Raw genomic sequence first — 15,302 nt, forward strand, 5'->3', positions numbered from 1 at the left:
CCAAAAATATCGGTTTGCTCGACAAGCCGCTGTTCTATACTCAATTGTAATGAGATAAATCGGTGGGTTTAGGGGCTTCACAGTTGCTTTGTTAACACACGCTGTATGTTGAATTTTAAAGATAAAATATAACTGTAGACGGGTTCGTTACCGTTAGATTACATACTGCCCTTTTTGCTTTAAGTGAGCCTTAATATTAGTGCTTTTTCACTAAGAGATAATGGATGAGACAGACAGAAACTACCTTACTAGAGCAAATGAAAATCAGCGAGTTTGAAATCGCGCATCGTAAAACGCTGTTTGATCTGGATGAAGATGACTTGACTGCCTTGCGTGAGGCCAAGTCAATCATTGATGAACGGATCGACGAAATTGTCGCACTTTTTTACGAATCTCAAACCAGCGTTCCGGAAATTGCTCTGCTCATTGGTGATGCTGACACCCTTAACCGTCTGCGTCACGCGCAACGTAAATACGTTATTGATCTGTTCAGTGGGCTCTATGACATCGAGTATGTGAATAACCGTCTGCGAATAGGCCTTGTACACAAACGCATCGGTGTCGAGCCTAAGCTGTATTTGTCGGCCATCTATACTCTGAAAAGCCTGTTGACCCATGTGCTACGCTCCGAAATTCATGAGGAAGATAAGTATCAGAAAACGGCGACGGCGCTGGAAAAGCTGATGATGTTTGACGTCACATTGGTGTTTGATACTTATATCCGAAGCTTGCTGGCAGAGATCGAAATATCCAAACAGAAATCCGATGAATACGCTTTGCATCTGGAAAACAGGGTTCGTCTGCGTACCCAGCAGTTAGAAGAACTGTCGCGCACCGATGCGTTGACCGGATTGCTTAATGTGCGGCACTTGAATGATACGTTGACCAGTTGTTTGCGTGCCTCGCAGCGGCGTGCTGAAAGTATCTCTGTGGTTTATTTGGACATTAATAACTTCAAGCAGATCAACGATACTCAGGGTCATAATAAAGGTGATGAAGTTTTACGTACCCTAGGCGGTGCAATTAGCAAGGTTAGCCGCAGTGAAGACAGCTGCTTTCGTTGTGGCGGCGATGAATTTTGTATTATCTTGCCGGATTGTGCTTCTGATAATGCAGAAAAAGTCTACCGGACGCGACTGCAAGAGGAACTTACGAGCCGGTGCGTAGACTTTACTATCAGTATTGGCGTAGCAGACACAGGGCCGAATGAATATCTTGAGCCTGAAGATCTACTGCATCAGGCAGACAAGAATATGTATGCCGATAAACGTAAAAACAAAGCCCGTGAAGCAGCGGCCACGCAGCCAGAGTGATTGCTGGAACAGGAGATCAGAATTAGGGGCATTCGCCCCTTTTTTTTGTCTACTGCTCTTGTGATAGTACCGCAGTAAAACCTTCAAATTTAGGTGGGCCTAAATATACATCACTGGCCGGTTTTGCATTGGCATGTGCCTTGCGGAATGCCTCAGATGTGGTCCAGTTACGAAACGCTTCTTCAGATTCCCATATGCTGTGAGATGCAAACAGGGTGTGTTCTGGTGTGGCGAGTCCCTGCAGTAACTGGAAACTCTTAAAGCCGGGTACATCTTCCAAATGCGTTTCCCGGTTTTTCCAGATCTCGATAAAGGTTTCTTCCTTGCCGGGGGCGATTCGAAAACGGTTCATGGCAATATACATACAATAACTCCATGGCAGAGACTGAGTAACATCAGGGTAAGGCAAAATCGTTTTGGAGACTAACAAAAAAGGGCAAACCGGAGAGGTTTGCCCTTGATATCAGTGCTCTCTGTTGCAGCGCAAGCGCTTAGTTCAACAGGAGCTTATCGGTGCCTTAGACAGCAACGATATTTTCAGCCTGAGGACCTTTAGGACCCTGGCTTACAGTGAATTCTACCTGCTGGCCTTCAGCCAGAGTTTTGAAGCCGGAGCTAACGATTGCGCTGAAGTGAGCGAAAACGTCTGGACCAGACTGCTGCTCGATGAAGCCGAAGCCTTTAGTTTCGTTGAACCATTTAACGGTGCCGGTAACTGTATTAGACATAATAATATCCTGAAGATAATTAAATAATTTGGTGCCTTACGGCGGTTTTTAGCGGAAATAAGACAGGTACTTTAAAACTACAGGACGAAGATTTATGACTAAAACTGCGTAGAGGAGTGAAGATACTTGGACTTCTTTCAAGCTGAGGCCAGAATACAGTGTTTCTGGGGGGAGTCAATAAAAGTTTGTTTTATTTTGCATTAATACGACCATTATTTGGTTGGGCAGGTCATTATTGCTGTGCCAGCCTATAAACCGGCACAGCAATGTACGTTAAGCGCTCTGGCTCAGTGAGTTATCTTCACGCAGTATCTTCGCCGCCGCGACCATGTTGATCAGTGCAGCCGACACTTCTTTCCAGCCACGCGTTTTCAAGCCGCAGTCAGGATTGACCCATAAGCGTTCTGCCGGGATTCGTTGTGCAGCCAGACGCATCAGTTCAACCATCTGTTCCACCGCGGGCAGATTAGGGCTGTGAATATCATAAACACCCGGACCAATTTCATTGGGGTATTTGAAATCGGCAAACGCTGCCAGCAGAGTCATATTGGATCGGCTGGTTTCAATGGTAATGACATCCGCATCCATTGCCGCAATTGCGGGCATGATGTCATTAAACTCGGAATAGCACATGTGGGTATGGATCTGGGTACGATCCTGTACACCACTGGCACTCACGCGGAAGGCAAACGTCGCCCAATCCAGATAGCTATCCCACGCGGAGCGCAGCAGAGGTAAACCTTCCCTGATGGCAGGTTCATCAATCTGGATGGCTGTAATGCCAGCCTGCTCTAAGTCACAGACCTCATCACGAATCGCCAGGGCTATTTGTAAGCAGGTGGTAGCGCGTGGCTGATCGTCACGTACAAAAGCCCACTGCAGCATGGTCACGGGCCCAGTCAGCATGCCTTTAACCGGTTTCGAGGTTAAGGATTGGGCAAACTGACTCCAGGCCACCGTCATGGGCTCGGGGCGATGGATATCACCATAGATGATCGGTGGTTTTACACAGCGTGAGCCATATGACTGAACCCAACCAAAACGTGAGGCGGCATAGCCCTCCAGCAGTTCAGAAAAATACTCCACCATATCATTACGTTCAGCCTCGCCATGTACCAGCATGTCCAGGCCATAACGTTCTTGAGCTTCGATGCAGGATTGAATCTCATGCTTCATCAGGTACTCATATTCACCGGCGGGCAGCTTTCCAGCACGATGGTCTGCGCGTGCACGGCGAATGTCCTGGGTTTGCGGAAATGAACCGATGGTGGTGGTGGGGTAAAGCGGCAGTTTGAGATGTTCCTGTTGTAATCGCGCACGCTCCACATAAGGGGTAGAGCGCACTCCCAGGCTAGCATTGACCGATTCAAGACGTTGCTGCACTGCTGGCCGGTGAATTCTGCCTGAGCTACGACGTGATGCCAGTGCCCGACGGTTATCCTCAAGCGCTGTATCTCCCTGGCCATTGAGTGCTTGCGCCAGGGTGTTGAGTTCGGCAAGTTTTTGCTGGGCAAATGCCAGCCAGGATTTAAGCTCTTGATCCAGTTCATGCTCTTGTGACAGGTCTACAGGGACATGCAGCAATGAACAACTGCTGCTCAGCCAGAGGCGATCACCCAGTTGTTCCTGCAAAGGTTGCAGTTGTTCAAGTTGCCACTGCAAATCTGTTTTCCAGATATTCCGGCCATCAATGATCCCCAGTGAGAGCACCCGATCCGCAGGCAGCTGGCGGGCGGCAATCAGATATTCGCTACCACCGCGGGTAGTATCCAGATGCAGGCCTGCTACCGGGAGTTCAATGACCCGGTGCAGCTTCGTGCCAAGGCTGCCAAAATAAGTAGCTAATAAGAGTTTAACGGGCGCGTCAGCTAACTGCTGATATGCGGATTCCAGCGCGGTTAACCAAGGATCTGCTAATTCAAGTACCAGTACCGGCTCATCGATCTGCACCCACTCGATACCTTGGTCCGCCAGCTGTTGCAGTAATAATGCGTACGTTGCCAGTAGCTTTGGTAACAGACTTAAGCGGTCAAAGGGCTCTTTTGCTGGCTTTGCCAGCCAGAGGTAGCTTAAAGGGCCCAGTAACACAGGCTTGATGGCATGGCCGAGGGATTTGGCGGCTGCAATCTCGGCTAAGAGTTTGTCCGGCTGCAGACAAAATTCCTGGTCTGGGCTGAGCTCAGGCACCAAGTAGTGGTAATTGGTATCAAACCACTTGGTCATTTCACAGGCACGCTGTGGTGTACCACTGGGCGCTCGACCACGGGCCATGCGGAAATAGGTATCCCACGCATCGGCTGAGCCATCCTGAAAGCGTTCTGGAACCACACCGAGGAGCTGTGAATGATCCAGCACATGATCATATAACGAGAAATCATTAACGGTAATGAAAGCCAGTTGGTTGTCGATCTGCTCTTGCCAGTGCTTCTGCATTAATGACTGGCTGACTTGCTTGAGTTCTTCACGGCTACTATCGCCGGACCAGTAAGCTTCTAAAGCAAATTTTAGTTCCCGTTTGGCGCCTATACGTGGGTAACCTAGGATGTGGGTCTGCATGACGTGTCCTTAATTAAATTCATAACAATCAATAAATAGTTGATATAAATTCATTATGGACGGCTTTTTGTATTAGCGAAAACGATTAGTTTTTGATATTTAGTGAATTTTATTCATGTTGTGAGTGGAATTAAGGGGATTTTTGATAGATATGATAGACACATAGCAACACTGCCAGCAGCACTAACGCTGTAAGGGAACCTACGAACAAGTCCAAGACTTTCTCTGCGGCGATAAATCAGCCTGATGCGCGAAAAGCAGCGCAGTGGAATGACACGTCCTTTCCAAGCTGCCTGAAGCAGAAGGCTGTTTTAGAATCCGCCCCATGGGGGGCAGAGCAATCCGATCTCTGTGTGACCGATTTTCGACAGGCAACCAGCATGCCTGTAATCGTTGCCTTGACCTCACATTGCTCTGAACGCCAGAGGCGTTTTGGGCTTATTCGTAGGTTCCTTTGCCTACCGTCGAGCGCATGGATGCCATGCTGCCTGCTGCTTTGAATACGGCTGGAAGTGCCGCTCAGTTAAAAAGTGCCTGCATCTGCTGCAGTATCCACTGTTTAAGTTGTGCCTCTTGCAGTGCACCGCTGATGCGGTTGATCTCTTTACCCTGATGAAATAACACCAGAGTAGGGATGCTGCGAATATTCATCTGTTGACTGAACTGGGGAGCAGATTCGGTATCAACTTTGGCAAACAGTAGACTTTCAGACTGTGCTGCAGTTTGCTCAAATATGGGTTTCATCATCTTGCAGGGGCCACACCAACTGGCCCAGAAATCCACCAACACCGGCAGCTCATTGCGCTCCAGGTAATGTGGTGCAGTCTGGTCATCCAATTCGGCGGGGGTGAAGGTATGCAGAGCATGTTTGCATTTACCGCACTTACCCTCAAGGTGAGAGCGGTCTTGTGGAATTCGATTGCTGGTGCCACAGGCTGGGCAGACTATGTTCATTAGATCCCTCAACTCAGATACAAAGGCAGTTATTGCGATAGGCTGCTTGGCAGATGCTCTGCAGCTGGACGCAGTAGGCGTCATATTGGCGTAAATACTGCACTGTTCTCTTGTTTTGCGATTATGCCGTTTCAGGCTGTTTTTTGCCCGTTTTATGTGTCAATTAGGCACATAAATGGCGCGAATGCACTGTCTCGGCGCATTAACGGAGTGCAGTAACATGAAACTGGCAAAAATAGCAGATTTTATGCAGCGTGACTTTGCCCATATCACCCCTGATATGCTGGTCGCCGCCGCCTCTAATCAACTGGTTAAGCACACGATGCTTGGCGCGCCGGTGGTTGATGCCGATGGTAAACTGGCCGGTTGGATCTCCGAGCAAGAGTGCCTGAAAGTCACTATTCAGGTGGTTTATCATAACCAGCGGGTTGCAACGGTGGGTGAGGTGATGAAACCCGATGTGCTTACTGTCAGCCTGAACCAGGACCCACTGGCACTTGCCCAGCAGATGCTGCAGGAAAAACCCAAAAATTACCCGGTGGTAGATGCCCAGGGTAAAGTTGTTGGTGTGCTTAACCGTCGTCACCTGCTGACGCTGTTGCTTGATCAACTGCCGACACTTGGCCGCTCTGCTGGCTGAGTGGGTAATGACAAAACAAGCAAGCCTGCGAGTTGGAGCAAAGCCATATATACTGAGGCAGCTTGACCGCCGATAACCGGATGTAATCGGCGTGGGATAATCCAAACACTGAAAAGGAGTTCTCCGATGCTGCGGCTTACCTCCCTGATCGCGCCCGGTTATTATCTGTGGCGTCACCGTAAACCTGTTTATGTGTTACTGGCGCTGCTCTTATTGTCGATGCTGGTGGCATTAATAATCGGTAAAACCTACCAACACTGGGATGATGATCCAGATCGCGGTGCCGCAGCGGTGAGTGAAGGTTACTTCGGTGAAAACTATTCTACGCCCATCTATCTGAATCAGGGGTGGGATGCCGCGGATAGTTTATGGTTCTATACCACGACTCAGGGCTCAAACCTGCTGCCCTATGACTTCTTTCTAGTGTTAGAACTTGCCAGTTCTGATGAGTTGCTGCGCTCAACCCGCAATATTGACCGCTTTCGCTATTTGCCACAAAAGCCGACCTTTTTTAATCCTGATGGACTGCCTGTGGGGTTTGCCAAGGATACTTATCAGGGCACGGACTACATGGGCTTTACCTGTGCGGCCTGCCATACCGGGCAGGTGAATTATCAGGGGCAAGCCATGCGGATAGACGGCGGTCCGGCGATGGCAGACATGGTGGGTTTTCTGGAAACCTTGGAACAATCCATGATGGCCACCCTGAACCAGCCGGAAAAGCGGCAGCGGTTCATCAATCAAGTAATTGCACTGGATAACGACTATCAACGTGAAGCTGATGTGCTCTCCGGGCTGGAGGAGTGGGCGAGCCGCATTCAGCTGTATAACACCGTCAACCATAGTCATGTTGATTATGGGTATGCCCGGCTGGATGCATTCGGCAGAATTTATAACCGGGTACTGCAGCACATCATCAACCGCCAGCAGTTGGCAGAAGCGTTGTCCATGGTGACCGGCCCAAGTGGCAACACGCTGTTGGACACGCTGCAGATTGATAAGGTTCTGGAAGGTGTTGATAACACTATCGTGTCGGAAGAGCAGTTTGCTGAAGTCATCGTTCGCCTGCAGTCTGATGCGGCAGGTTATCCGGGCTTGAATTTACGGGATATGCTCCGCATCCGTGACCAGCTGTTTAATGAACCCAATGCGCCGGTCAGTTACCCCTTTCTCTGGGATATTGTGCAGTCAGATTATGTGCAGTGGAATGGTCTGGCGAGCAATGCCGGGGTAGGGCCGCTGGGGCGTAACACAGGGGAGGTAATCGGGGTGTTTGGTAACCTGGATTGGACGGCCCACAAACCCGGTTTTGATTTTTCCAGCCTGTCTGCGTTGATCACCGGCCAGCGGCGTAAGCATGAGCAGATTAACTTTAAATCTTCCATTGATCTGATCAATCTGGAGCGGCTTGAAGCCCACCTGAAAAGCCTCATATCGCCCGACTGGCCGGAAAGTATTCTCGGCAGTATTGATGTCAATAAGGCAGCACGTGGCCGCCAGATTTACGCCCAGTATTGTGAATCCTGCCATGAAGTGATCCAACCGCGAAACTGGGATCGGGTTGTGATTGGCAAAATGATGGCGGTGGATCGCATTGGTACCGATCCCGCCATGGCAAGCAACAGTGTCAATTACAAAGGGAAGTCAGGGAACTTTAATCAAACCATTCAGGAGACCGATGTAGGCAAGCTCTACATTGCCAATGATGCCCCTGTTGTGCAGATTCTTACCTCGGCGACCACAGGTGTCGTCGCCACGCCAGATGCGGACAAATTGTTTGTGCGACGTTGGTTGGACTGGCTGTATACACTGGCGATGTCGTTTTTCCAGAATGATATTAAAGCTACCGTAAAAAGTGGTAATTACACCCCGGACACCACGGCCCAACCCTATAACTCGCTGCTGGCATATAAAGCCAGGTCGCTGAATGGTATCTGGGCAACGGCACCTTATCTGCATAATGGCTCGGTGCCGACCCTGTATGACCTGTTACTGCCAAAACAACGCATCTGTGCTGCAAGCGAATCTGAGTGTGTCGCTGATCCGGATGAGGGCGAATACCGGCCTGACAGCTTCATAGTGGGCAGCCGAGAGTTTGATCCAGTAAAAGTCGGCTTTCGCAGTGCCGGCTATGCTGGCAAACAGTTTACTACCCATCGGGTTGGTGACCTTAACGGGGGACATGAATACGGTGCAGGGCGTACCGCGCAGCTCGATGGCAAGACCGTTTTGCCTGCATTGGATGAGCAGCAGCGCTGGGATTTGATTGAGTATCTGAAAACGTTATAAGGATGTGTGCCATGGCAAAGGATTATCTTGCTGAGTTTGACGCGGCAGCGGCTGAAGACAAATACCCGTTGGTGAAACAGTGGATGGCAAGCGAGCCGCTGGGTTTTTTTGCCCAGCTTCGTGAGCAGAGACCAATACTGGTGACGCCTGAGTGTACCCTGGTGGCGTTGTTTACTGATGTGCGTGATGCACTGGCTATGCCGAATATTTTCACCTCGGACCTGTACAAACCCAAGATGGGTGTGACCGAGACAGATGTCGGTTATCTGATGGCACATAACGATGATGCCCTGCATACCCGTGAAAAAAGTCTGATGCAGGGGTTTCTTAACCGGGAAGACCTACCAAGGGTCAGAAAGCTGGTAGCTGAAACCGCCCGGCAGACCCTCGAACAAGCTGATGGTCGTATCGAGCTGGTCAATCAGTTCAGCCGGATCGTTCCCACCGTGCTGGTACAGGAGTATTTCGGGCTTGATGGAGCGGCCCCGGCAGACCTTATTCGCTGGTCATATTGGAATCAGGCGGATGCATTCTACAACCAGCCGTTTGATAAGGTACCTGAGGAAGAATCACAGCGCATTATCGCAGAGCATGACAAAGTATCAGAAGAGCTGGTGGCCTACATCGCCAAATTGATGGCGCGCAAGTTGCTGTATGTGAAAGCTGAACAGACGAAAAATATTCTGCTACGCGGCTGGTATGCATTGCAGGCAACGCTGCGCCATCTGAGGGGAGAACCCAAAGCCAAACGCCAGGATGATATCGTCACCCGCATGTTGCGCAGCCGTTTTGCCAATGAAGTGGATTTCTCCCTGATTCGCGTTGGCGTCAATGCCGGTGGTTTGTTAATTGGGGCGGTGGAAACAACGTCCCAGGCAGTCACCCAGGTAGTGGACTTTTTTCTGCAGCGTCCAGCACTGTTGCAGCAGGCCAGAGCCGCAGCAGCACAAACAGATACCACCGAGTTTGATGGTTATGTCTGGGAGGCATTGCGGTTTGTCCCCATCTCTCCCTTCAGTTTCCGTAAACTGTCACAGGATTACACCCTGGCTAAAGGAACGCCGCACCAGACCATAATAGCCAAGGACACCAATGTGTTGCTGGTGACCCAGTCTGCCATGTTTGACCCTTACTGTTATGAGCGGGCCAACGAGTTCCAACCGGGGCGGAATTTTTATCATCACTTTAACTTTGGCTATGGTCCCCATGAGTGCCTGGGGAAATATGTTGGTAAAGAGATGATTCCGGAGATGGTGCGCCAGGTCTTGTTGCTGGATAACCTCAGGGCGATCTCTGTCATGGACTATAAGGGTACGCATTTCCCTGAACACTATGCGCTGGAATGGCAGTAATCCCGGAGCGGATAAACCTTGTCTGACTGCGGTTTCGGCTACTGGCTGGATGATTTAGTGCGTATTGAGGTGAATACAGCCCCGGTGTGCACTAAATTATATATAGGGATGACCTGACATTAACCGATAGCTTAACCCTATACAGCAAGGTCAAACATGAGTGAGAAAACCGTTCAGCAACACACGCCGGATAGCTATGATGCAGCACCAAACCCTGACTCCGATACGTTGGCGCGTGAGCAGGCAGTGCTACGGGACGGCCGCCGTTACCAGGTGAGTAACCAGCGGGGTTGCGCGTCAGGCAAGCTGCGTTATGTCGAGGGCAATATGCCTAAAGGCGGCTGCAGGTTCTTATCCTGAAAGGGTCATATCAATGTCACTTTTCTTTGTCATGCTGCCTGCTCTGACTACTGCAGGTACTGGCCATGAAAAAGTTAACGCTGGTTCGCCATGCCAAATCCAGCTGGCGTCATGAGGGGTTAAGAGATTTTGAACGGCCCCTTAATCGGCGGGGCAGGGGTGATGCGCCTTTAATGGGTCAACGGTTGGCCGAGCTGGGCACTAAGCCCGACCTGATACTCACCAGCCATGCTACCCGTGCCCTGACAACTGCACGTATCTTTGCGCTGCAACTGGGTTATCCAATTGAACAATTGCGGCTGCATGAGTGTATCTATGATGCGTCCGATCAGGCATTACTTGATCTGATCCGGACAACACCTGAGGATATCGAGCATCTCTGCTTAATTGGGCACAATCCCGGCCTGACCGGGCTGGCACGTCTCCTTGGCGTTCAATCGCTGAGTAATATACCGACCTGTGGCATGGTCGTATTCAACATTAAGGCTGCGACATGGGCAGAGCTTGATAGTCTGGGGGCCAATCTAGACTGTATGGATATGCCTAAGAAACTTTAATCAGCTTTCAACAAAGCGGTTGTTATGTCTGACCCGGTATTTGAAAAAATTAGTCCGCTGATACAGCGCCAGGTGCACCATTTACAGCATCACCATGTGTTGTCGGATGAGGCTGTGCATGAGCTGCGGGTATTATGTAAACGCTTACGCGCCGCCCTGCGTTTGTATCAACCCATTTGCCGAAAAGGTGATTTGCGTCGAGTTGACTTGCCATTGCGTCAAACCGCCCGTGCTTTTGCCGCCAGGCGTGATAACCATGTGCAGTTAAAAACCCTAAAGCGTCTGCTCAAGCATTATCCTGACCTGAAACCACTGACCGAGGGTTTTAAGCAACAGCTGCAATCTGACAGGCAGGCACTGGTAGAACCTGATACCACACGTGCTGCACAGTGGCTCAATGAGGCCTTGGTGTTATGGCAAAACCTGATGCAGCAGTCTGATGCAGATTTTGTCGCGCCGGGTCTTGCCTACAGTTATGAAAAAGCCACCCGACTGGGGGACAGGGCACTGCAGGGCGACCGTGATAAGCCCTACCACCGCTGGCGAAAATGGAGCAAATTCTGGCTCTATCAGCAGGAACTCCTGGTGCGACCGAAAGGCAGCAATAGCCAGATCTATCGTGAAAAGCTGACGGAACTAGGCAGTGATCTGGGGCGCTTTCATGACCTCTATCTGCTGCAGGCCAGTATCCTTAAACATGTTGATTGTTTTAGTAGCCAGGCGGATGTCACGCTGCTTTTACAACGGCTTGCTGCCAGCAAGCGCAGCTATCGCCGAACCTTTGCTGCAGAATATCGGCCGTTATTCGGCCTTGCCTTTGGCGAACTGCCGCTGGTATTACCGGATGCCTGGCATCCGCAGCCGACTGGCAGTTAGGTTGGCCGGGGCAGGGTTAATCAGCGGTTAACTGCTGATAGTTTTTAATGCCACTGATGCTATCTTCGGCATGGTGGTTAACGTAGAGAACGGTGGTTTCGCTGGCTGCACAGATCTTTTCAATCAGCGCCAGTACCAACTGCCGGTTGATATCATCCAGACCCAGGCAGGGCTCATCCAGAATCAATAGTGTCGGATGTTTTACCATGGCGCGGGCGATCAACAGCAGGCGCTGATCACCAAACGACAGTTGGTTAAATGGCTGATGGGGTCGGTCAGACATCCCCAATAGTGCCAGCCATTGATCAGCGAGTTTCAGCTGTTCGTCTGTGGGCTTCTGATATAGACCAATACTGTCATGGCAGCCAGAGATGATGACATTACGCACACTGGTGCTGGTGCGGTACTCCCATTGCAACGCCGTTGAGACATAGCCAATATACTGTTTGATCTGCCAGATGGTTTCGCCGTTGCCGCGTTGCATACCAAAAACAAAAATATCATTGGTGTAGCATTGTGGGTGGTCACCGGTGATCAGGTTTAACAGGCAGGTTTTACCACTGCCATTGGGGCCACTGAGTTGCCAGTGCTGTCCGGGCTGAATGGTCCAGTTCAGGCCATCAAATACCACTGCATCGCCATAGGCAACGCGGGCATTACTCAGCCTTACCAGTGGCTCCTCAGGGTTCAGCGCAGGCGGGCGATTATTCACCTCGGCTGGCGGAATCTGTAGCTCCGTGGTTTTGATATGCAGTAACTGGTACAGCTCATTAAAAGCCTGCTCATCTGTTCTATCGACACAATGGTGCAATTGACCCGCATCGACATAAGCAATGTGACTGATAAAATCCGGCATCTCATCGAAGCGGTTTAATACCAGCACCAGCGCACTGTGCTGTACCTGTTCCGCCAGCAGCGACAGCAACATGCTGGCAGATTCAACATCCAGGCCGTCAAAGGGTTCATCCAGTACCAACAGTGCAGGTTTCCTGGCCAGCGAACGCAGTAACAGCATTTTGCGTGTTTCACCGGTGGACAGTTTGCGAAAACTGCGGTCCAGCAGGTGTTCGAGTTTGAACTGCTGAATTAATTGTTCCAGTAACTGGCGATCAAAATTTGGGAAGCGATCGGCATCTTCGTGCAGGATCTCATGGACCGGCGTGCCTTCGGCGATGACATCCAAAATATCGGCATCATCCTTTTTCAGTTCGCGCTCTATCAGTTCACGCTGCACTTCGAAAGATACCAGCTCAACATGGTCCGGCAGCCCTGTGATACTGCCGTCAGTGATAATACCCATACCCGCGAGCAGGGCAGCCAGTGCTGATTTGCCAGAACCGTTGCAGCCGGTGATCAGCCAATGCTGGTTGGGCGCAAGCGTCCAGTTAATGGACTCGAGAAAAAAACGATCGCCAAATGTGGCAGTACAGTTATCGATGTGGATAGTATTCATGCGGTGGCTTGCCGGTGTTATGCGGGGTTGTCGTCAAATAAAAAAGCCAGAGCAGATGCCCTGGCTTTTAGTGACATCTATCTGATTAAGTCATCAGATGATTTTTTTCATGTCAGCCATGTGCTTACGCAGTTCGGTGCCGATGATCTCAACCGGGTGCGTACGCAGTGCTTCGTTAACTTCGATCAGGCGTGCATTGTCGACGCCGTTATCATTGCCATCCAGGCCTTTACCAATGACGTCAGTTTTGATGCCGGTCATAAAGTCGCCCAGCAACGGCAGGCAGGCGTGGTTGTACAGGTAGCAACCGTACTCAGCAGTATCGGAGATAGTTGCATTCATTTCGTACAGTTTTTTACGCGCAATGGTGTTGGCGATCAGCGGCGTTTCATGCAGTGACTCATAGTATGCAGACTCAGCGATGATGCCAGCAGCCGTCATAGTTTCGAAGGCCAGCTCTACGCCCGCTTTAACCATAGCAACCATCAGAATGCCCTTGTCGAAAAACTCCTGTTCTGTGATGTCAAAATCACCGGCAGGGGTTTTCTCGAAAGCAGTTTCTGCAGTGTCAGCGCGCCAGCCCAGCAGGTTAGCGTCATCGTTGGCCCAGTCTTCCATCATGGTGCTGGAGAAAGTACCGTCGATGATATCGTCCTGGTGCTTATTATACAGAGGACGCATGATCTGCTTCAGTTCTTCAGACAGGTCATAAGCTTTCAGCTTGCCAGGGTTAGACAGGCGATCCAGCATGTTGGTAACACCACCGTATTTCAGTGCTTCGGTGATAACTTCCCAGCCGTACTGGATAAATTTGGACGCCCAGCCAGCATCAATGCCTTCTTCAACCATTTTGTCGAAGCACAGCAAAGAACCGGTCTGCAGCATGCCGCAAAGAATAGTCTGTTCGCCCATCAGGTCAGACTTAACTTCTGCAATAAAGGAAGACTCCAGTACACCCGCTTTGTGACCGCCGGTGCCAACAGCGTAAGCTTTGGCCAGCGCCATGCCTTCACCTTTAGGATCGTTTTCTTCGTGAACGGCAATCAGGGTTGGTACACCGAAGCCACGCACGTATTCAGCACGCACTTCAGAACCTGGGCACTTAGGGGCGACCATGATGACGGTCAGGTCAGGACGAACCTGCATACCTTCTTCAACAATGTTGAAGCCGTGGGAGTATGACAGGCAGGCGCCTTGTTTCATCAGAGGCATAACAGCCTGAACCACAGGGGTGTGCTGCTTGTCTGGTGTCAGGTTCAGGACAACATCAGCTTCTGGAATCAGCTCTTCATAAGTACCAACAGTGAAGCCATTCTCGGTGGCGTTCTTCCAAGACTGGCGTTTTTCAGCGATCGCGACAGGGCGCAGCGCATAAGAAACATCCAGACCACTGTCACGCAGGTTCAGACCCTGGTTCAGGCCCTGAGCACCACAACCAATGACAACCATCTTCTTGCCTTTCAGCGCGTTTACGCCGTCATTGAATTCTTCAGAGGACATGAAACGGCATTTGCCGAGCTGTGCCAGCTGTTCGCGCAGCGGCAGAGTATTAAAGTAGTTCTGTGACATGTTGGAACCCATTGGTTATTGGTTGGTGCTACCTGTTATAGGGATAGCAGGTAATAAAGACCCGGTACTCTAGTAGAATTTGCGCGTATCGTAAAATGATATATTCGATTCGTACTGTTGCGTTTTTTGCAATTAGATTAATGCGTGTACAGACATTATGTTTTTTTTGCAGATGCGGAAAAAAGAACTTGCAAGGGTAGAGGGAGGTCTATAATATGCACGCCACGTTGATGCACGGAGAGACGGCAAGCCAACAGGCAAAGCCTTCTCATCTGAAAAAGCCGAGTTAACTCAATGACCTGGCGATCTTAACTTGCAATACCAGAGCAGGTTAAGCACAACGAAAATTTTGGTGCGGGGTGGAGCAGTCTGGTAGCTCGTCGGGCTCATAACCCGAAGGTCGTCAGTTCAAATCTGGCCCCCGCTTCCAATTCTTAAGACCAGCCGATGTGCTGGTTTTTTGCGTTCTGGGCCATGGAAAAGTGGTTTAGGAGTAGCGTACGGGAAGAAAGCGTCGGGCTCGGCTCTCTATAAGCGCCGCGGGGAAGGTCGTCAGCTTCACTCAGCCCTCAGCTTCCAATTCTTAAGACCAGCCGATGTGCTGGTTTTTTGCGTTCTGGGCCATGGAAAAGTGGTTTAGGAGTAGCGTACGGGA

13 protein-coding genes and 1 tRNA gene are annotated in these 15,302 nt (G+C 50.4%); 8 read left to right on the forward strand and 6 right to left on the reverse strand.

The genetic code is table 11. The features are described 5' to 3' along the window. Positions 1–224 precede the first annotated feature (224 nt). Positions 225–1,313: a diguanylate cyclase domain-containing protein gene (locus tag ACFVYJ_RS09065; protein ID WP_419415536.1), complete on the forward strand. Its 1,089-nt coding sequence runs from the start codon at positions 225–227 to the stop codon at positions 1,311–1,313. A 49-nt stretch (positions 1,314–1,362) separates the two neighbouring features. On the opposite strand, the gene ACFVYJ_RS09070 is transcribed toward ACFVYJ_RS09065, so the two are convergent. The 4 genes from ACFVYJ_RS09070 to trxC all read right to left on the reverse strand — a co-directional run bounded on the left by ACFVYJ_RS09070 (position 1,363) and on the right by trxC (position 5,551). Then, entirely contained in the window at positions 1,363–1,677 is a 315-nt protein-coding gene (locus ACFVYJ_RS09070) for an antibiotic biosynthesis monooxygenase family protein (RefSeq protein ID WP_419415535.1), read from the reverse strand. Between the two features lie 154 nt (positions 1,678–1,831). Beyond that, complete coding sequence (locus tag ACFVYJ_RS09075) at positions 1,832–2,041, reverse strand: cold-shock protein (RefSeq protein ID WP_419415534.1); 210 nt, start codon at positions 2,039–2,041, stop codon at positions 1,832–1,834. 273 nt (positions 2,042–2,314) lie between these two features. After that, positions 2,315–4,597, reverse strand: a complete 2,283-nt coding sequence (gene metE / locus ACFVYJ_RS09080) for a 5-methyltetrahydropteroyltriglutamate--homocysteine S-methyltransferase (protein ID WP_419415533.1) — start codon at positions 4,595–4,597, stop codon at positions 2,315–2,317. Between the two features lie 519 nt (positions 4,598–5,116). After that, a complete protein-coding gene (gene trxC, locus ACFVYJ_RS09085) occupies positions 5,117–5,551 on the reverse strand; it encodes a thioredoxin TrxC (RefSeq protein ID WP_419415532.1) in 435 nt (144 codons plus the stop codon). A gap of 220 nt (positions 5,552–5,771) precedes the next feature. On the opposite strand from trxC, the gene ACFVYJ_RS09090 reads away from it, so the two are divergent. The 6 genes from ACFVYJ_RS09090 to ACFVYJ_RS09115 all read left to right on the forward strand — a co-directional run bounded on the left by ACFVYJ_RS09090 (position 5,772) and on the right by ACFVYJ_RS09115 (position 11,625). Further along, positions 5,772–6,191 (forward strand): CBS domain-containing protein, encoded by a 420-nt coding sequence (locus tag ACFVYJ_RS09090; RefSeq protein WP_419415531.1) that lies wholly within the window; start codon positions 5,772–5,774, stop codon positions 6,189–6,191. Between the two features lie 126 nt (positions 6,192–6,317). Next, positions 6,318–8,480 (forward strand): di-heme-cytochrome C peroxidase, encoded by a 2,163-nt coding sequence (locus ACFVYJ_RS09095; protein ID WP_419415530.1) that lies wholly within the window; start codon positions 6,318–6,320, stop codon positions 8,478–8,480. Between the two features lie 11 nt (positions 8,481–8,491). Then, the gene (locus ACFVYJ_RS09100) at positions 8,492–9,832 is read left to right on the forward strand and encodes a cytochrome P450 (protein WP_419415529.1); all 1,341 of its coding nucleotides are present in this window, start codon (positions 8,492–8,494) and stop codon (positions 9,830–9,832) included. A gap of 156 nt (positions 9,833–9,988) precedes the next feature. Next, positions 9,989–10,192, forward strand: coding sequence for a hypothetical protein (locus ACFVYJ_RS09105; protein WP_419415528.1), 204 nt, complete (start codon positions 9,989–9,991; stop codon positions 10,190–10,192). Between the two features lie 65 nt (positions 10,193–10,257). Next, positions 10,258–10,749, forward strand: a complete 492-nt coding sequence (locus ACFVYJ_RS09110) for a SixA phosphatase family protein (protein ID WP_419415527.1) — start codon at positions 10,258–10,260, stop codon at positions 10,747–10,749. Positions 10,750–10,773: 24 nt separating this feature from the next. Next, positions 10,774–11,625, forward strand: a complete 852-nt coding sequence (locus ACFVYJ_RS09115; RefSeq protein ID WP_419415526.1) for a CHAD domain-containing protein — start codon at positions 10,774–10,776, stop codon at positions 11,623–11,625. 16 nt (positions 11,626–11,641) lie between these two features. Here ACFVYJ_RS09115 and modF read toward each other — a convergent pair whose 3' ends face one another. Together modF and ilvC are read right to left on the reverse strand one after the other, a co-directional pair. Beyond that, positions 11,642–13,078 carry a molybdate ABC transporter ATP-binding protein ModF gene (gene modF, locus ACFVYJ_RS09120; RefSeq protein WP_419415525.1) on the reverse strand — a complete coding sequence of 479 codons (1,437 nt, stop codon included), beginning with the start codon at positions 13,076–13,078 and terminating at the stop codon, positions 11,642–11,644. 93 nt (positions 13,079–13,171) lie between these two features. Next, on the reverse strand, positions 13,172–14,647 hold the full coding sequence (gene ilvC / locus ACFVYJ_RS09125) for a ketol-acid reductoisomerase (protein WP_419415524.1): 1,476 nt from the start codon (positions 14,645–14,647) through the stop codon (positions 13,172–13,174). A 353-nt stretch (positions 14,648–15,000) separates the two neighbouring features. Between ilvC and ACFVYJ_RS09130 the strand changes: the two genes are divergently transcribed. Further along, a tRNA-Met gene (locus ACFVYJ_RS09130) sits at positions 15,001–15,077 on the forward strand. Positions 15,078–15,302: the final 225 nt, after the last annotated feature.

Origin of the sequence: Pontibacter sp. JAM-7 (assembly GCF_048548695.2) — a bacterium.
GTDB lineage: Bacteria > Pseudomonadota > Gammaproteobacteria > Pseudomonadales > Balneatricaceae > Neptuniibacter.